This window comes from Pseudomonas sp. FW507-12TSA (assembly GCF_058781435.1).
This window is the reverse complement of record NZ_JBYSWT010000026.1, coordinates 50,658-68,794: the sequence shown is the minus strand read 5'-3', so window position 1 is coordinate 68,794 and position 18,137 is coordinate 50,658. Positions and strand designations below refer to the sequence as shown.

The 18,137-nt window shown below is 63.4% G+C and carries 17 protein-coding genes and 1 pseudogene; 6 read left to right on the top strand and 12 right to left on the bottom strand.

Annotated features, from left to right (window positions below; genetic code table 11):
• Positions 1-131 precede the first annotated feature (131 nt).
• A complete protein-coding gene (locus AC3WK8_RS22795; RefSeq protein ID WP_085594362.1) occupies positions 132-770 on the top strand; it encodes a TetR/AcrR family transcriptional regulator in 639 nt (212 codons plus the stop codon).
• 21 nt (positions 771-791) lie between these two features.
• Here AC3WK8_RS22795 and coaA read toward each other — a convergent pair whose 3' ends face one another.
• From coaA to argE, 11 genes are all read right to left on the bottom strand, one after another.
• A complete protein-coding gene (gene coaA / locus AC3WK8_RS22790; protein ID WP_085594360.1) occupies positions 792-1,709 on the bottom strand; it encodes a type I pantothenate kinase in 918 nt (305 codons plus the stop codon).
• A gap of 118 nt (positions 1,710-1,827) precedes the next feature.
• Positions 1,828-2,043, bottom strand: a complete 216-nt coding sequence (locus AC3WK8_RS22785; protein WP_011064106.1) for a TOBE domain-containing protein — start codon at positions 2,041-2,043, stop codon at positions 1,828-1,830.
• Between the two features lie 88 nt (positions 2,044-2,131).
• Positions 2,132-2,938: an aliphatic sulfonates ABC transporter ATP-binding protein gene (gene ssuB, locus AC3WK8_RS22780; RefSeq protein WP_103325909.1), complete on the bottom strand. Its 807-nt coding sequence runs from the start codon at positions 2,936-2,938 to the stop codon at positions 2,132-2,134.
• A complete protein-coding gene (gene ssuC / locus AC3WK8_RS22775) occupies positions 2,935-3,723 on the bottom strand; it encodes an aliphatic sulfonate ABC transporter permease SsuC (protein ID WP_085594358.1) in 789 nt (262 codons plus the stop codon). The genes ssuB and ssuC overlap by 4 nt, the downstream gene beginning before the upstream one ends.
• Before the next feature lie 9 nt (positions 3,724-3,732).
• A complete protein-coding gene (gene ssuD / locus AC3WK8_RS22770; RefSeq protein ID WP_022641712.1) occupies positions 3,733-4,881 on the bottom strand; it encodes an FMNH2-dependent alkanesulfonate monooxygenase in 1,149 nt (382 codons plus the stop codon).
• A gap of 24 nt (positions 4,882-4,905) precedes the next feature.
• Positions 4,906-5,871, bottom strand: coding sequence for a sulfonate ABC transporter substrate-binding protein (locus tag AC3WK8_RS22765; protein WP_053133817.1), 966 nt, complete (start codon positions 5,869-5,871; stop codon positions 4,906-4,908).
• 90 nt (positions 5,872-5,961) lie between these two features.
• Positions 5,962-6,555 carry an NADPH-dependent FMN reductase gene (gene ssuE, locus AC3WK8_RS22760; protein ID WP_022641714.1) on the bottom strand — a complete coding sequence of 198 codons (594 nt, stop codon included), beginning with the start codon at positions 6,553-6,555 and terminating at the stop codon, positions 5,962-5,964.
• 207 nt (positions 6,556-6,762) lie between these two features.
• A complete protein-coding gene (locus tag AC3WK8_RS22755) occupies positions 6,763-7,401 on the bottom strand; it encodes a peroxiredoxin (RefSeq protein ID WP_085594356.1) in 639 nt (212 codons plus the stop codon).
• 275 nt (positions 7,402-7,676) lie between these two features.
• Positions 7,677-9,020 carry an OprD family porin gene (locus AC3WK8_RS22750; protein WP_085594353.1) on the bottom strand — a complete coding sequence of 448 codons (1,344 nt, stop codon included), beginning with the start codon at positions 9,018-9,020 and terminating at the stop codon, positions 7,677-7,679.
• 499 nt (positions 9,021-9,519) lie between these two features.
• Complete coding sequence (argA, locus tag AC3WK8_RS22745; protein WP_053133808.1) at positions 9,520-10,818, bottom strand: amino-acid N-acetyltransferase; 1,299 nt, start codon at positions 10,816-10,818, stop codon at positions 9,520-9,522.
• A gap of 136 nt (positions 10,819-10,954) precedes the next feature.
• Complete coding sequence (gene argE / locus AC3WK8_RS22740; RefSeq protein ID WP_103325910.1) at positions 10,955-12,112, bottom strand: acetylornithine deacetylase; 1,158 nt, start codon at positions 12,110-12,112, stop codon at positions 10,955-10,957.
• A 158-nt stretch (positions 12,113-12,270) separates the two neighbouring features.
• Here argE and AC3WK8_RS22735 point away from each other — a divergent pair, with 158 nt between their 5' ends.
• A complete protein-coding gene (locus AC3WK8_RS22735; RefSeq protein ID WP_085594349.1) occupies positions 12,271-13,638 on the top strand; it encodes a CYTH domain-containing protein in 1,368 nt (455 codons plus the stop codon).
• Here AC3WK8_RS22735 and AC3WK8_RS22730 read toward each other — a convergent pair whose 3' ends face one another.
• Positions 13,639-14,109 carry an Lrp/AsnC family transcriptional regulator gene (locus tag AC3WK8_RS22730; protein ID WP_085594347.1) on the bottom strand — a complete coding sequence of 157 codons (471 nt, stop codon included), beginning with the start codon at positions 14,107-14,109 and terminating at the stop codon, positions 13,639-13,641. It lies immediately after the preceding gene.
• Positions 14,110-14,233: 124 nt separating this feature from the next.
• Here AC3WK8_RS22730 and AC3WK8_RS22725 point away from each other — a divergent pair, with 124 nt between their 5' ends.
• From AC3WK8_RS22725 to AC3WK8_RS22710, 4 genes and pseudogenes are all read left to right on the top strand, one after another.
• Positions 14,234-14,563 (top strand): ACT-like domain-containing protein, encoded by a 330-nt coding sequence (locus tag AC3WK8_RS22725; protein WP_085594345.1) that lies wholly within the window; start codon positions 14,234-14,236, stop codon positions 14,561-14,563.
• A gap of 101 nt (positions 14,564-14,664) precedes the next feature.
• Positions 14,665-16,440: a type IV pilus assembly ATPase TfpB gene (gene tfpB, locus AC3WK8_RS22720; RefSeq protein WP_085594343.1), complete on the top strand. Its 1,776-nt coding sequence runs from the start codon at positions 14,665-14,667 to the stop codon at positions 16,438-16,440.
• Between the two features lie 72 nt (positions 16,441-16,512).
• A pseudogene (locus AC3WK8_RS22715) lies at positions 16,513-17,265 on the top strand (HAMP domain-containing protein); the annotation flags it as partial.
• Complete coding sequence (locus AC3WK8_RS22710) at positions 17,257-18,120, top strand: methyl-accepting chemotaxis protein (RefSeq protein ID WP_371916602.1); 864 nt, start codon at positions 17,257-17,259, stop codon at positions 18,118-18,120. The pseudogene AC3WK8_RS22715 and the gene AC3WK8_RS22710, both read left to right, overlap by 9 nt.
• Positions 18,121-18,137 lie beyond the last annotated feature (17 nt).

Below are 18,137 nucleotides of genomic sequence, written 5' to 3'. Positions count from 1 at the left end.
GCCAAGAACGCCGCGTAGCCCAAGGCTCGCGGCGTTTTTTTATGCCCGTGATACGTGATCGTGGCTCATGCCTGCCACTACAGGAAACAGCGCCCTGGCGTACAATGCCGGCTGTCCAACAGGAGACCCCGATGACCCGCACTGCCCCCCTTCGCAAGCCCCAGGCTCGCAGCCAGGCCCGGATCGACTCGATACTCGACGCCGCCCGCACCCTGCTGGCCGCCGAGGGCGTGGCCAGCCTGTCGATCTACAGCGTGGCCGAAAGGGCGCAGATTCCACCCTCATCGGTCTATCACTTCTTCGCCAGCGTCCCGGCCCTGCTGGAAGCCCTCACCGCCGATGTCCACGCTGCGTTCCGCGCCTGCCTCCAGGCCCCCATCGAACACGGCCAGCTCACCAGCTGGCGGGATCTGTCACGCCTGGTGGAGCAGCGCATGCTGGCCATCTACGACGAAGACGCCGCGGCCCGCCAGTTGATCCTGGCGCAACACGGACTCACCGAGGTGACCCAGGCCGACCGCCAGCATGACCTGGAGTTGGGCGAGCTGATGCTCCAGCTGTTCGACCGGCACTTCGAACTACCTGCACTGCCCCGGGATGTGGACGTGTTCGCCCTGGCCATGGAGCTGGGCGATCGGGTCTACGCACGCTCGGTGCAGCAGCACGGGCAAATCACCGCCCGCATGGCCGAGGAAGGCATGCGGGTGTTCGACGCCTACCTGGGCCTGTACCTGCCGCCCTACCTGCCCAAGCGCTCCACGCAGCCCTGAAGCCGGACTTGAACCTGAACTTCAGACCTGGCGCAGCAACAGCTTGTCGATGTGGTGGTCCACGGTCTTGTGGATGATCAGGTTGGCCCGCTCCCGGGTGGGCAGGATGTTCTCGACGAGGTTCTTCAGGTTCACCCGGTCCCAGGTATCGGACGCCATGGCCAGGGCCTCGGGGTCGGAGAGCCCCTTGAACTTGTTGAAGTAGGAATCCGCTGACTGGAACGCGGTGTTCTTCAGGTAGACGAAGCGCTCCAGGTACCAGGTCTTGATAGCTTGCGGCGCGGCGTCGACATAGATCGAGAAGTCGATGAAGTCCAGGGCATGCAGGCCCTGCCCTTGCGCGCCCTGCAGGACATTCAGGCCTTCGAGGATGACGATGTCCGGCGCCTCCACCGACTGCGTTTCATCGGCCAGGATGTCGTAGCGGACATGGGAGTAGATGGGAATCTGCGCAGTCTCGCCCCGCCGGCATACCGCCTGCAGGAACTCCAGGAACAGCGGTTCGTCGTAGGACTCGGGAAACCCCTTGCGGTGCAGGATGTTCTTTTCCTGCAGGGTGGCCAGGGGAAAAAGGAACGAATCGGTGGTCACCAAGTGCACATTGGGCTTGCCTGGCCAGTAGGCCAGCAATGCTGCCAGGACTCGGGCAAAGCTGCTCTTGCCCACCGCGACACTACCGGACACGCCGATCACATAGGGCACCCTGGCCCCGGCCTGCGGCGCCTTCAATGCCTGCACCCGGGTTGCGTGCAAATGCAGCAGGCGCGACAAAGGAAGCAGGATCTGCCTCACCTCCTCGGGCGCCATGGGCTGGGTCGGGCTGGTCAGCGTCTCCATCTCGGACGGCGCCAGGCTCATGGGTTCCCCGGCCCGGAGAGCGGCCCAACGGTCGCGATCGAACTCCAGGTACCCTGCTTTTGGACCCTGCTTTGTTGTCATGTCTGTACTGTTCAGGCCGTGCGAAAGCAGGGAAAGTATCAAATCTGACCGGTATTTACAGCGTCCATGAAAAAAGCCCCGTAGGGCGCGTACCCTGCGGGGCTGTCTACGGCGGCATTCACAACTTGGCGATCGAGACCTCGGTGGACTTCACGAAGGCGATCACTTCACTGCCGATGGACAGTTCCAGCTCCTTGACCGAGCGCGTGGTGATCACCGAAGTGACAATGCCGGAAGCGGTCTGCACGTCGATTTCCGACAGTACATCACCCTCGACGATTTCCTTGATGGTGCCCTTGAACTGGTTGCGAACGTTGATGGCTTTGATGGTCATGGTATTTCTCCTGGGGTCGAAAAACAGAACTGCAAGTTTCAAGCGGTCAGCGGCAAGCCCAAGCACGACACTCTTGCTTGCCGCTGCTCTAGAGCGCCCAACGCAGCTGCGTGGGCAAAGGTGAAACGGGTTCCGGCTCGGGCGGCGACCCGGGCAATGACAACACGCGATTGAGCACTTCGGTCTCCAGCGCCGCCAGGCGATGGGAACCTCGCACTCGCGGGCGCGGCAGCTCGACGTGCAGGTCCAGGCCGACCTCGCCGTCTTCGATCAGGATCACCCGATCGGCGATCGCCACCGCTTCGCTGACATCGTGGGTCACCAGCAGCACGGTGAAGCCATGCTGCTGCCACAAGCGCTCGATCAACTGCTGCATCTCGATCCGGGTCAGGGCATCCAGGGCCCCCAGCGGCTCATCCAGCAGCAACAGCCGTGGTTGATGGATCAGCGCCCGGGCCAGGGCGACGCGCTGCTTCTGGCCACCGGACAAGGCCGCCGGCCATTCATTGGCCCGATCCGCCAGGCCCACCGCCTCCAGGGCCTCCAGGGCCTGGGGCCGCCAGTTGCCCTTGAGTCCGAGCCCGACGTTATCGATCACCTTCTTCCAGGGCAGCAGGCGCGCGTCCTGGAACATCAACCGGGTGTCCTCGCGAGCCTCGGCCAGCGACGCGGCACCAGCCAGCAACTGGCCAGCGCTGGGCTGGTCGAGTCCGGCCAGCAAGCGCAGCAAGGTGCTCTTGCCACAGCCGCTGCGCCCCACCACCGCGACGAACTGGCCAGCGGGAATATGCAAGTCGATTTCCCGCAGCACCTGCCGCGAGCCGAAGGTCTTCTGCAGCTTGCGCACCGCCACCGGGATGCCCCGCAGCAGCCGCGGCGGTTGCTGGGCAGTCATTGCGCACCTCCCCTGGCGACCTGGTAGGCCGGGTGCCAACGCAGCCAGACCCGCTCCAGGCCACGCGCGGCAAGGTCCGCGAGTTTGCCCAGCACGGCGTACATGACGATGGCCAGCACCACCACGTCGGTCTGCAGGAACTCCCGGGCATTCATCGCCAGGTAGCCGATACCGGAACTGGCGGAAATGGTCTCGGCGACGATCAAGGTCAGCCACATGAAACCCAGGGCGAAGCGCACCCCCACCAGGATCGAAGGCAAGGCACCGGGCAGGATCACCTGGCGAAACAGGGCGAAGCCCGACAGCCCATAACTGCGGGACATTTCCACCAGTGCCGGATCGACGTTGCGGATGCCGTGGTAAGTGTTGAGGTAGATCGGGAACAAGGTCCCCAGGGCGACCAGGAAGATCTTCGCCGACTCATCGATGCCGAACCACAGGATCACCAACGGGATCAGCGCCAGGTGCGGCACGTTGCGGATCATCTGCACCGAGCTGTCCAGCAGGCGCTCGCCCCATTTCGACAGGCCGGTGATGAAGCCCAGCGCCAAGCCGATACCGCCGCCGATCAGGAAGCCCAGCCCGGCGCGCCAGCCGCTGATGGCCAGGTGGGTCCAGATATCGCCGCTGCGGATCAGGTTGGCCCCGGCCTCGATCACCGCGCTGGGTGCCGGCAGGATGCGCGTCGACAGCCAGCCGGCCGAAACCGCCAGCTGCCACACCGCGAGCAACAGCAGCGGTAGCACCCAGGGCGCCAACCGTTGCACTATGCGTTCTCTGTTCATGGCCGCACCTCAGCTCTGGGACGCGGCTTTGGGGATGATGTCGTTGGCCACCATCTCGCCGAACGGGCTGACATAACCGGCAGCCTCCGGCAGCTTGGGCCGCTCGATGTCCAGGTGCGGGAACAGCAGTTCGGCCACCCGATAGGACTCTTCCAGATGCGGATAACCGGAGAAGATGAAGGTATCGATCCCCAGGTCCGCGTACTCCTGCATCCGCGCCGCCACCGTAGGCCCGTCGCCTACCAGGGCGGTGCCAGCGCCACCGCGCACCAGGCCGACGCCGGCCCAGAGGTTGGGGCTGACTTCCAGCTTGTCGCGACGACCGCCGTGCAAGGCCGCCATGCGCTGCTGCCCCACGGAATCGAAGCGCGCCAGGGACGCCTGGGCCCGGGCGATGGTCTCGTCATCCAGGTGGGAGATGAGTTTTTCCGCGGCTTTCCAGGCCTCTTCGTTGGTTTCCCGCACGATCACGTGCAGGCGAATGCCGAAGCGCACGCTGCGCCCTTGCCGAGCGGCCTTTTCCCGTACTTGGCGGATTTTTTCGGCCACGGCGGCGGGCGGCTCGCCCCAGGTCAGCACCATGTCCACCTGTTCGGCGGCCAGGTCCTGGGCCGCTTCCGAAGAGCCACCGAAATACAGCGGCGGACGCGGTTGCTGCAAGGGTGGATAGAGCAGCTTGGCGCCCTTCACGCTGATGTGCTGGCCGTCGTAGTCGACGGTCTCGCCTTCCAGCACCCGACGCCAGATCCGGGTGAACTCAACCGAAGCCTGGTAGCGCTCTTCATGGTCGAGGAACAAGCCATCGCCGGCCAGCTCGTCGGGGTCGCCACCCGTCACCAGGTTGAACAGCGCCCGTCCGCCGGACAACCGATCCAGGGTCGCTGCCTGGCGCGCCGCCACCGTCGGGGAAATGATCCCGGGGCGCAGGGCCACCAGGAACTTCAGGCGCTGGGTCACTGGAATCAGCGACGCCGCCACCAACCAGGAGTCTTCGCAGGACCGTCCGGTAGGGATCAGCACGCCACCGAAACCCAGGCGGTCGGCGGCCTGGGCGATCTGCTGCAGGTAACCATGATCGACGGCGCGGGCGCCTTCGGCGGTGCCAAGGTAATGGCCGTCGCCGTGGGTGGGCAGGAACCAGAAGATATTGAGGCTCATGGAGTGGTCTCCTAAGGGGTCGGGTTACGGCGCTTTGGCCACGGCAGCGCCGGGCGTCCAGATCACGTCTTTGATGTTCAGGGGCTTGGGAATCAGCTTGAGCTGGTAGAAGCTGTCGGCGATTTTCTGTTGTGCGGCGATCACTTCCGGGGTCAGGAAGCCTGCGCCGTAGCCCTGGCGCTTGACCGAGGTCAGGGTGATCTCGGGGGACAGGCCCAGCAGCGGCGCCACCTGTTGGGTAACCTCTTGCGGGTTGGCCCTGGACCACTCGCCCACCGCCCGCACTTCCTCCACCAGGGTCTTGATCACCTCAGGGTGCTGTTGCGCATAAGGCTTGGTGGCCAGGTAGAACTGGTGGTTGTCGACGATACCGCTGCCATCACGCAGGGTTCGCGCTTGCAGCTGCTGTTCGGCGGCGGCCTGGTATGGGTCCCAGATCACCCAGGCATCGACGCTGCCACGCTCGAAAGCGGCGCGGGCATCGGCCGGAGGCAAGAACACAGTCTGGATGTCGCTGTACTTCAGGCCGGCATCTTCCAAGGCACGGACCAGCAAGTAATGGACGTTGGAGCCTTTGTTGAGCACCACTTTCTTGCCCTTGAGCTCCTGCACCGAGCGGATCGGCGAGTCCTTGGGTACCAGGATCGCTTCGCTCAGGGGCGCCGGCGGTTCATAGGCCACGTAGAGCAGGTCGGCGCCAGCAGCCTGGGCGAACACTGGCGGGGTCTCGCCGGTCACGCCGAAGTCGATGGAGCCGACGTTCAGCCCCTCCAGCAGTTGCGGACCACCGGGAAACTCGGTCCATTGCACGTCGACACCTTGCTGGGCCAGGCGCTTCTCCAGGGAGCCCTTGGCCTTGAGCAGGACCAGGGTGCCGTACTTCTGATAACCGATACGCAGGGTCTCGGCCTGGGCTTGGACAATGGCACCGAAGGACACAGCCGCAGCAAACAGAGCGACCAGACCACGGCGCAAAATGACAGGGCGCATGGCGCTCTCCTTTTGGCTGTTGGGTTATGGCTGCACCTGCTTGCCCGTTGGCGGGCGAGTAAGGCCAGTGATGCAAATCAGGGGTGTGGCTCAGATACTCCAGCGAGCACTGAGCAAGCGTTCGTTCAGCAGGCCCGGGTCCAGCGGCCTGGGTCGGCGCGCCAGGGCGCTGTGGAACTGCTCCAGGGCTTCGCGCAGGCGCTGCTCCAGGGCCTCGGCCAATTGTGGCTGGGCGCTGCCTTCGCCATAGGCGATCTGACTGTCCTCGGCAAAGATGCCCTGTAGCATTTCCTGGGCCTTGAGCGCCGACAGCACCGGTTTCAAGGCGTAATCCACCGCCAGCATATGGGCGATGCTGCCGCCGGTGGCCATGGGCAGCACCACCTTGTGGTGCAAGGCGCGCTCGGGCAGCAGGTCGAGCAGGGTCTTGAGCGCTCCGGAGAAAGACGCCTTGTACACCGGAGTAGCGATCAGCAAACCATCGGCCTGTTCGATCTGCTGCAGCAGGTCGATGATCCTGGGGCTGTCGAAGCGGGCATGGAGCAGGTCTTCGGCGGGGAAATCCCGCACCTGGTAGCTGACCACCTCTACGCCCTGCTGCTGCAACCAGCGCCTGGCCAACTCCAGCAGCACCCCGGAACGGGAGCGTTGGCTGGGACTGCCACCGAGAGAGACCACCAGCATGCAGGGATTCCTTGAGCGATTGGGGCGATTCGCGGGATGCGATCTCGCCGGACTGAACAGACCTTAACAGTCTATTTTTATATCCATAAATCTTATTTTTTCATTTGTTTATTCCTTATATGAATATAAGGAACACCGTTTCGCAGGCCCAAAAAAAGGCCGTCGAAACGGCCTGAAAACCCCTGCTTTGTGGATCTGTCACGCGCCTCAACGGTTGGGTTGTGGAGTCAGCCGCAGGTAGGGCTTCACCGCGCGATAGCCTTTGGGAAAACGCCGCTTGATTTCCTCTTCGTCCTTGAGAGACGGCACGATCACCACTTCCTCACCGTCCTGCCAGTTGGCCGGGGTGGCCACCTTGTAGTTGTCGGTGAGTTGCAGCGAGTCGATCACCCGCAGGATCTCGTGGAAATTGCGCCCGGTGCTGGCCGGGTAGGTGATGGTCAGGCGGATTTTCTTGTTCGGGTCGATGATGAACAGCGAGCGCACGGTCAGGGTATCGCTGGCATTGGGATGGATCAGGTCGTAGAGGTCCGAGACCTTGCGGTCGGCGTCGGCCAGGATCGGGAAGTTGACCCGGGTGTCCTGGGTCTCGTTGATGTCCTCGATCCAGCGGTGATGGGAATCCACCGGGTCCACCGACAAGGCAATGGCCTTGACCCCACGCTGGGCGAATTCGTCCTTGAGCTTGGCGGTAAAACCCAGCTCGGTGGTGCAAACCGGGGTGAAGTCCGCCGGATGGGAAAACAGCACGCCCCAGCTATCGCCCAGCCACTCGTGGAAACGAATCTTGCCGGCACTGGAATCCTGTTCGAAGTCGGGGGCGATATCGCCCAGTCTGAGGCTCATGGGTGCTGCTCCTGTGAGTGCGTGATGACGCTACTCTGCCTCGGGCGCAGTTTATTTAAAAAGAATAAATATCGATTTATTAAGATCGAAAATGAATATTAAAAATCTCTTCACTGGACTCGCGGACAGGCCGGGAACACTCTTGGCCACAAGGTTCGAGAAGGCCTTGAGTAGCTGCAAGAAAGAGGGGAATTCAGGAAGGGCTCACGGGGGTGGGCCTGACTTGGAACGAAGCCTCGCCCGGCATTGCGCCGGGCGAGGTTTTTTATTGCCGATTACAGCAGCGGGATCGAGTAGCTGACGATCAGGCGGTTTTCGTCCTGGGAACGAGTATTGGCCAGGTCGGTACGCCACATGGCGTTTTTCCAGGCAAAGCCCAGGTTCTTCAGCGGGCCTTCCGGAATGACATAGGCAACGGTCAGGTCGCGCTCCCACTCGGTCTTGCTGCCCAGGGCGGTATCGATGTTGTTGCCACGCAGGTAGACCGCGTTGGCGGTCAGGCCTGGCAGGCCGACCTTGGCGAAGTCATAACCGTAGCGGACTTGCCAGGTACGCTCGCCAGCGCGGGCGAACTTCTGGATCTGCATGTCGGTGATGGTGCTGTTGGACGAGCCATCGCCCTGGTTCAGCCAAGGGAAGTCGCTGTCACCCTTGGTGTACTGGTAGCCGGCACCGAAGGTATGGCCTTCGATCGAGTACAGGGCCAGGTAGCTATACAGGTCGTTGTCGACCTTGCCCTTGGTGACCTTGTTGCCGTAGTAACCAGTGGTGTAGTAGCTGGAGGTATCGCCATTGCGGCCATCGTCGCGGCTGCGGTAGTAGCGCAGGTCGCTCTTCAGGACGCCCGGGCCGATTGCCCAGTTATGCACCAGGCCGAGGAAGTTCTGGTTGTAGAAGTTCTTCAGTTCGCCGTAGTAGTACGAAGCGGTCAGATCCTTGGTGATCTTGTAGTCCGCGCCTGCGTAGTAGAACTTGTTGCTGAACTCGCCAGCATCGTAGTTCGAGTTGCCGTTGGCACCAGCGATGGACAAGCCTTCGTTGTTGCTCGAGTTACGGCCCTTGGCGCGCTCGACCTGGCCTGCGGTCAGGGTCAGGTCCTTGATTTCGTTGGAGGTGATCTGCCCGCCCTGGAAGGTCTGTGGCAGCAGGCGGCCGTCGTTGTACTTGATCACCGGGTTGTTCGGCATCAGGGTGCCGATCTTCAGCTCGGTCTGGGAAATCTTGACCTTGCCGGTCAAGCCCAGGCTGGCGAAGTCATGGACAGCTTTGTTGCCATCACTTGGGAAAACAGTACCGCCAGAAGCACTACCGGTGTAGTTGCCATGCTCTGCACGGCTAGAGTCCAAGCGCACGCCATACAGGCCGATAGCATCAACACCGAACTGTACGGTGCCCTGGGTATAACCCGAGATGAAACGCAGGTCGAAGCCCTGGCCCCACTCGGAGTTTTTGTTCCGGGTGTTGGACGTCGCCGATGGCTGGCCATCACGGTTATCGGTATTGATATAGAAGTTACGCAGCCCCAGGGTGGCCTTGCTGTCCTCGATGAAACCAGCGGCGCCTGCCTGCTGCGCCAAAACCCCTACGGCCACAGCCAGGGCCAAGGTGGACTTGTTCATGTATCGCTCCTCTCGTTTTCTAATTCTTGTGGTTCCTGGCCCCAGATCGATACGCCCGGGTGCCACAGATGTGCGATTAGCGCCAGACCGTGACTGACAAGTCAATCGTAACGATCTGTGTCTTCGACCAATGTCTAATCGCAGTTATTTGGTCCATGCAGGTTAATGAATAACTCATAAACCCAAAAAGAATTATTCCATTCTTTCTCATACCCTTCAGGAATAAAGCTCGCCATCCGGCAGCCAAAAGCTCCAGCGTAGACCCTCGCGAGCCCATTCCTGAAAAATATTTTCCCGCCGCTCTCTCTTCCAGCCCCTTAGCCAGATCAATGAATAACGTCATAAGGGATCAAAAAAGCGACGCAATCATGGCTAAGAGCCTATCCTCCCGTCAATTTGTTACAGTTTTAGTATCGAAGTGAAATTATTCTGAAATACACAGCGCCGCGATCCGATCCCATGATCGAACCGCGGCGCTGGTGTAGCAGAAGGAAGGATTTCAGAGGGCTTTTTCGAAGATCTTCGAATTGCGCTGGTAGTTGTACAGCGAGGCCCGCGCCGATGGCAGGCGCTCCACACTGCTGGGCGCGAAGCCCCGCTCGCGGAACCAGTGGGCCGTGCGCGTGGTGAGCACGAACAGGGTCTTGAGTCCCTGGGCCCGGGCCCGGGCCTCGATCCTTTCCAGCAGTTCATCACCACGCTTGCCGTGCCGATACTCCGGGCTCACCGCCAGGCAGGCCAGCTCGCCAGCGTCGGAATCGGCGATCTGGTACAACGCGGCGCAGGCGATGATCATGCCCTCGCGCTCGACCACGCTGAACTGCTCGATCTCCCGCTCCAGCACCTCGCGGGAACGCCGCACCAGGATGCCCTGCTCTTCCAGCGGGCTGATCAGGTCCAGCAGGCCGCCGACATCCTCGATCGCCGCTTCGCGCACACGCTCGAACTGCTCCTGGGCCACCAGGGTGCCACCGCCATCGCGGGTGAACAGTTCGGTCAACAAGGCGCCATCCTCGGCATAGCTGACGATATGGCTGCGCCCTACCCCACCCCGGCAAGCCTCGGCCGCCGCATCCAGCAGCTCGGCCTGGTAGTTCGCGCCCAGGCGCTGCAAATGAGCCGGAACCTGCTGCGGACGCAGCTCACGCACCAGCTTGCCGCTCTCGTCCAGCAGGCCCGGATCCGCCCCGAACAGCAACAGTTTGTCGGCGCCCAGGTCGATGGCCGCGCGAGTGGCGACATCTTCACAGGCCAGGTTGAAGGTTTCCCCGGTGGGCGAATATCCCAGGGGCGACAACAGGACGATGGAACGCTCGTCCAGCAGGCGATTGATACCCTTGCGATCGACCCGGCGCACCTCGCCGGTGTGGTGGTAGTCGACGCCTTCGAGCACGCCGATCGGCCGCGCGGTCACCAGGTTGCCGCTGGCGACCCGCAGCCGCGAGCCCTGCATCGGCGAGGAGGCCATATCCATGGACAGGCGCGCTTCGATGGCGATGCGCAGTTGGCCCACGGCGTCGATCACGCACTCCAGGGTGGCGGCATCGGTGATCCGCATCCCGTGGTGGTAATGCGGAGTCAGGCCGCGGGCGGCAAGGCGTGATTCGATCTGCGGACGGGAACCATGCACCAGCACCAGGCGCACTCCCAGGCTGTGCAGCAGCACCAGGTCGTGGACGATATTGCCGAAGTTGGGATGTTCAACACCGTCGCCGGGAAGCATGACCACGAAGGTGCAGTCGCGGTGGGCATTGATGTAGGGAGACGCGTGGCGGAGCCAATTGACGTATTCGGGCATGAACCTGAGCCTGTAAATAAAAAGCAGCCTATGGAAGGACGAAACGGAAAACGCACAGCGGGCTGATGGTTATCGTCGGAACAGGCTTGGCGACACGCTTACTCTCCTCATGGGTACGGACAGGGACGACGGCAATTTACTGAAATTGGGCCGGCTTCAGGCAGTAATGTTCAATCAATTCCCGTAATAGATGCACGGTAGGCTGCAAGCGTGACATTTCCAGGTACTCCCCCGGCTGGTGGGCACAGGCGATATCCCCTGGGCCAAGGACCAGGGTCTGGCAACCAAGGCGCTGAAGATAAGGCGCTTCGGTGCCGAACGCCACTGCTTCGGCACGATGCCCGGTCAAGCGCTCCGCCACTCGCACCAGCTCGGCGTCCTCGGGCTGCTCGAACGGTGGAACGGCAGGAAACAGCGGCGCATAGTCGATCTGCACTTCGTGCCGTTCGGCCACAGGCCTGAGCTTCTGCCGGATCGCCTCGCGCAGGGCTTGCGGGTCCATGCCCGGCAGGGGCCGCAGGTCGAACTCCAGCGAACACTGGCCACAGATACGGTTGGGGTTGTCGCCACCGTGAATGCAGCCGAAGTTCAGGGTCGGCTGTGGCACGCCAAATTGCGGATTGCGAAACTCACGCTGCCACTGCAGGCGCAGGCCACGCAGTTCGCCGATGGCATCGTGCATGGCCTCCAGGGCACTGTGCCCCAGGCTCGGATCCGACGAATGGCCGCTGCGCCCGAGGATGTCGATACGCTCCATCATCACCCCCTTGTGCAGGCGGATCGGCTTGAGCCCGGTGGGCTCGCCGATCACCGCCGCACGCCCCAGGGGCCGCCCGGCATCCGCCAGGGCCCGGGCTCCGGCCATGGAGCTTTCCTCATCGCAGGTGGCCAGGATCAGCAACGGCTGCTTGAACGGTTGCTCGAGCAACGGCCGCACCGCCTCGATGGCCAGGGCGAAGAAGCCCTTCATGTCGCAGCTGCCAAGGCCGACCCAGCGCCCGTCGACCTCGGTCAGCTTCAGTGGGTCGGTCTGCCACAGCGCGGCGTCGAAGGGCACCGTGTCGCTGTGTCCGGACAGCACCAGGCCGCCAGGACCACTGCCGAAGCTGGCCAGCAGGTTGAACTTGCCGGGGCTGACCTGCTGGATGTCGCAGGCAAAACCCAGGTCGCCGAGCCAAGCGGCGAGCAGGTCGATGACTGGCCGGTTGGACTGGTCCAGAGCGGGCTGGGTGCAGCTCACCGAAGGGGCGGCGATCAACGCGGCGAATTGATCCTTCATCGATGGCAATGGCATGGGCGGGCTCCGGAATGTCCAAGACGAAGCCCATCATAGGGGCTGTTGCCCCGCCGAAGGAACCGCGGCGGCACCTGTCGACGCCTTGTCCTGTACACTGCACGACCTTGGCAGCCAACTCTTCCCCGGCTGCGCTCCCGATCCTGGATTGTCCGGCCATGCAGAAAGAAACCGAAATCAAACTCCGCGCCAGCCGCGAGACCCTCGCCGCCCTGCGCGAGCACCCGCTGCTGAAGAAACGCAACAAAAGTGGCTGGGAACGCCGTGAACTGATGAACCAGTACTTCGACAGCCCGGACCGCGACCTGGCCCAGGCCAAGGTGGCCCTGCGCCTGCGCCGCGATGGCGACGTGGTGATCCAGACCCTCAAGACTCGTGGCCAGAGCATCGCCGGCCTGTCCGTACGCAACGAGTACGACTGGCAGCTACCCAAGGCCAAGCTCGACCTGAAGAAGCTCGACGATCAATGTTGGCCCGAAGCCCTGGCCGAGCTGGACAAGAAGACCCTCAAGCCGATGTTCACCACCGATTTCGTCCGCGAGCGCGCGGAAATCGCCTGGGGTCGCGGCAAGGCCAAGGTGGTGATCGAAGCGGCCCTGGACCTGGGCCAGGTGGTCGCCGGCAAGCACAAGGAAGAGATCTGCGAGCTGGAGCTGGAACTGCGCGAAGGCGAACCGGCCGCCCTGCTGGAACTGGCCTCGGAACTGGCCATGACCCTGCCGCTGATGCCCTGCGATATCAGCAAGGCCGAGCGTGGCTACCGCCTGTTCGATGCCGGCAGCTACACCCTGAGCCTGCCGGCTCCGCAACTGACTGCCGAAACATCGCTGGACGAAGCCTTCGCTGCCCTGGCCTGGCACCTGCTGGGCAGCAGCCAGCGCCTGGCCGAACAGTACCGCTTCAACGGCCACTGGCGCCTGCTGCAGGATTGGGTGGAAAACCTCGCCGAATTGCGCGCCCTGGCCAGCAGCCTGGGCCAGGCAGCGCCACGCCAGTCCACCGCCGAACTGCGCAGCGCCCTGGACGCGCTGCTCGAAGACTGGCGTCCGCTGGTACAAGCCGGCCTCGATGACGAAGACGTGCGCAAGGCCGCTCCGGAACAGTTCATCGAAGAACTGCAAGACGTGCGCTGGGGCCTGTTCTCGCTGAATACCTCGCGCTGGCTGCTGGCCCGGGCCTGGACCGCCGAGCGCAACACCCGGGGCAATCGCCAGGGTGCCGCGCGCCTGGACAGCTGGCTGCCACGCCTGCTGGCCGAAGAAGCCACGTCCCTGCAATTGCCGCGCTACCAGCAGCAACCCGAGGACCTGGCCGAGCAACTGCCGCGCATCGAGCGCATCCAGGCCTGGCTGCACCACGCCCGCAGCGTGCTGGAGATCCCCGAGCTGGACCGCCTCTATGGTGAGCTGAACAAGCTGGCGCAGCTGGCCAACGAGCCGATCAGCGACGAAGCCCTGGCGGCACGCAAGCAGCAAGCCATCGCGGTCTTCCAGAACCGTGCCTGGAAGACCCTGCTGCGCATGTGATCAGCGCAGCAGCGGCAGGCTGGTGGTGGACTTGATCTCCGACAGGGCAACGATCGAGTTCACCTCCTGGATACCCGGCACCATGGACAGCTTCTCGAAGAAGAAGCGCTCGTAGGCCTCGATATCTGCCGCCACCACCCGCAGCAAGAAGTCCACCGCTCCCATCAGCACGTAGCACTCCAGCACTTCCGGGAAACCACGGATCGCCTCGGTGAACTCGGTGAAGTTGGAGCGACCGTGGGCATTGAGCTTGATCTCGGCGAAGATCTGCGTGTTCAGCCCGATCTTCTTGCGATCCAGCAAGGTCACCTGGCCGCGAATCACCCCTTCCTCCTTCAAACGCTGGATCCGCCGCCAGCATGGCGACTGCGACAATCCCACCTGCTCGGCGATCTGCGCGCTGGATAGCGAGGCATCTTCCTGCAAGAGGGCGAGAATCCGGCGGTCATAGGCGTCCAGCTCGCTATGCATGAATAATCTCCATATTGGTTAAATCGCGAATATTTAAATTCAATAAATTTGAATAATGATCAATCTTAGATAAGAAATACCCGAAACCGAATGTAAAAATTTCTCCATTGAATTGGAGACCACCATGCCCTCGCTCGACACCGCCTTTGGCCCCTCGCCCCGTCCTGATGTCTGGAGCCCCAGCCAGGCCCATTGTCGCGTGCAATACCAGTTGGCAGCCGACGCCGAAGCCGATGTGCTGTGCCGGGTCCTCAACCATTTCGCCTTGCAGTTCCTGGTGCCACAACGGATCTCGATGCAACAGCAGGACGATATGCTGCACATGGAAGTGGAGCTTGCAGGCTTGAGCTGGCATCGCGCCGGAGTGATTGCCGAAAAACTGCGCAACCTGGTGTGCGTCTGCTCGGTCGAGCTGCAACAACTGGAACCCATGCGCCTGCAAGCCGCTGGCTGAAGCCGGCAAAATCCTGCAACCCTTGGTTGGCCGCCCCGGCGCTACTCGGGGCTACCCTTGGCTGTTCCGGTCGGCTCTCGACCACGAGCAGGGAGAACCCCATGGGTGCCAACCATCTGCCCCGGGATCGCAAGCTGGAGCTGGGCAAGCTGCTGCGCGACTTGCAGGCCCAGGGGCGGATCAGCCAGGAAGCCGCCGGGCAGGTCATGGCGGCAAGGCAACATGACATCGGAGAACCCCGGCACCCGCTGGAAAACATTGCCGAACAGCAATTGCCAGACCTGCATCGGCCGGGCCGCCAGCTGGACCTGGACAGCCTCACCGCCTGGCTCGCCCAGGAAGCCGGCCAGCCCTATCTACGCCTCGACCCACTGCAGATCGATGCAGTCGCCATCACCCCGCTGATGTCCCGGGCGTTCGCCCAGCGACACGGAATCCTCGCCATCGCCGTGGATACCCTGAGCGTGACCGTGGCCAGCGCCCAGCCCTATGTCAGCGCCTGGGAAGCCGACCTGGCCCATGCCCTGAAGCGCTCCGTGCGGCGGGTGCTGGCCAGCCCGGCGCAGATCCGTCACCTGACCCTGGAGTTCTATCGCCTTGCCAGGTCGGTCAGCGGCGCCAGCAACGAACATCGGGGCAACGGCCCCGGCAACTTCGAGCAATTGCTCAAACCAGGCAACAGCGGCCAGGCGCCGGACGCCGACGACGCCCACATCGTCAATATCGTCGACTGGCTGCTGCAATACGCCTTCGCACAGCGAGCCAGCGATATCCATATCGAACCTCGGCGTGAACAGGGCAACCTGCGCTTGCGCATCGACGGCCTGCTGCACGAGGTCTATGCCTTCGAACCCCATGTGACCCAGGCCATCGTCAGCCGCCTCAAGAGCCTGGGCCGGATGAACGTCGCGGAACGTCGCAAGCCCCAGGATGGCCGGATCAAGACCCTCACTCCCGAGGGCAACGCCGTCGAGCTGCGGCTCTCGACCCTGCCCACCGCCTTCGGCGAGAAACTGGTGATGCGCATCTTCGATCCCCAGGTCCTGCTCAGGGACTTCGACCAGCTGGGTTTCGCCGCCGAGGACCTGGCGTGCTGGCAAGCCATGACCGCCCAGGCCCACGGCATCATCCTGGTCACCGGCCCCACCGGCTCGGGCAAGACCAGCACCCTCTACGCCACCCTGAAGAAGCTGGCCACGCCCCAGGTCAACCTGTGCACCATCGAGGACCCGATCGAGATGATCGAGCCGTCCTTCAACCAGATGCAGGTCCGGCACAACATCGACCTGGGCTTCTCCAGCGGTGTGCGTGCGCTGCTGCGCCAGGATCCGGACATCATCATGATCGGCGAGATCCGCGACCTGGAAACCGCCGAGATGGCCATCCAGGCTGCCCTCACCGGGCACCTGGTGCTGTCCACCCTGCATACCAACGATGCCCCGGGCGCCATCAGCCGCCTGCTGGAACTGGGCGTGCCGCACTACTTGATCAAGGCCACGCTGCTCGGGGTCATGGCCCAGCGCCTGGTGCGCACCCTGTGCCGGCACTGTAAGCAACCGGTGGTTCTCGACGCGGATCAATGGCGCAGCCTGGCCCCGGCCGAACGACTGCCGGCGTCCCTGCACGCCCACCGCGCCATAGGCTGCGCCGAGTGCCGGGGCACCGGCTACCGCGGGCGGGTCGGGATCTACGAAATCATGCGCTTGAACGATGCCCTGAGGCCCCTGATCCAGCCGGACCTCGACCTGGCCAGGCTGCGCCGCCAAGCTGCTGCCGACGGTATGCGCAGCTTGCGCCTGGCAGCCGCACAGAAGGTGACGCAAGGGCTGACCAGCCTGGAGGAAGCCCTGCGGGTCACGCCCTGTAACGAGTCCTGATAGTGCCACGAGGGCGCGCCCCAAGGGCTGGACTACGCTTTAGGCACAGCCGAAACGTGCAGGGAGCCGGGCATGAACATCCGCCACAACATGATCACTTCAGGGGCCATCAGCCTACTGGCTATCGCCCTGGTGGCCGGTATCGGCCTCTGGGGCCAGTCGCGCCTGGCCAGCGCCCTGCATGACAACGAACTCAATGCCAGCGCCCTGCGCAACCACCTGGAAGCCGACATGATGCATGACGCCCTGCGGGCCGATGTGCTGCAAGCGCTGAGCAGCCAGCCCGGTGACGAGGCGGCGGGCAACGAGGTGCGCGACAGCCTGCGCGAGCATGGCGACTGGTTCCGCAAGTCCCTGGCCGAGAATGCCCGGCTGCCCCTGGCGCCGGATATCCGCGAGGCTATCGCCGAACTGCAGCCGGTGCTGGAGAACTACATCCGGGCAGCCCAGGACATTGCCGGGCTGGCCCTCAAGGATCCCCAGGCCGCACGCCTGCAGATGGCGGAGTTCTCCCAGCGCTTCACGGAAGTGGAAACCCGCAACGAGGCACTGAGCAGCAAGATCGAAGCCAGCAGCGCGCAAACCCGCGACCGTAGCGAAACGGCCGTGCGCCAGGCCGCCGGCTGGCTGATCGGTGGCAGCCTGTGCGCCGCCCTGGCCCTGTGCCTGCTGACCCGGCAACTGCTCAACCGCGTGCTCAAGCCCCTGGAGAAGTCAGTGGCCACGGCCCGGGCCATTGCCCAGGGCGACCTGACCCGCAGCATCAGCGTCGACAGCCACGACGAAGCCGGCCAGCTGCAACAGGCCCTGGGCGAAATGCAGGACAACCTGCGGCGGATGATCACCACCATCCGCCATGAAAGCGAGGAACTGCGTGGCCGCTCCCACAGCCTCAGCGGTACCTCGTCGAACATCGCCGACGGCGCCAGCGAGCAGGCCGATGGCGCCACCAACATGGCGGCGGCCATGGAGCAGATGATCAGCAACATCGCCCAGGTCGCCGAACATGCGCGTAATGCCCAGAGCATCTCGGCCCAGTCCGAATCCCTGGCCGGCAGCGGCGGCCAAGTGATACTCGGGGTGGTGGACGGCATGAGCCAGATTGCCGAGGCGGTCAACCAGTCCTCTGAAAGCATCACCGCCCTGGGCCAGTCCTCCGAAGAAATCCACTCGATCATCCAGGTGATCAACAGCATCGCCGAGCAAACCAACCTGTTGGCGCTCAACGCCGCCATCGAGGCCGCCAGGGCCGGCGAGGCCGGACGCGGCTTCGCAGTGGTCGCCGACGAGGTCCGTAACCTGGCGGCACGAACCGCGCAATCGACCCAGGAGATCACCGGCATGATCCAGCGCATCCGGGAAACCACCGAGCAAGCGGTCAGCAGCATGCAGACCGGAGTCAGCCGGGTGAACGACGGGGTGCACATGGCCCAGCAGGCGGGCACGTCGATCAACGAGATCCGCCAGGGCGCCCAGCGCTCGGCGCTGATGGTCCAGGAGATCTCCCACACCATCGGCGAACAATCCAAGGCCAGCAGCGAAGTCGCCCAGCGGGTGGAGATGATCAGTGAAGTGGCCCGGCGCAACAGCCAGGCCATGCGTGACCTGAGCCTCACCGTGGAACAGATGGAGAGTTCGGTAGCCACCCTGCAGACCTCGGTCACGCGCTTCCAGCTGTGAAGCCGAGGCCGGCCCCA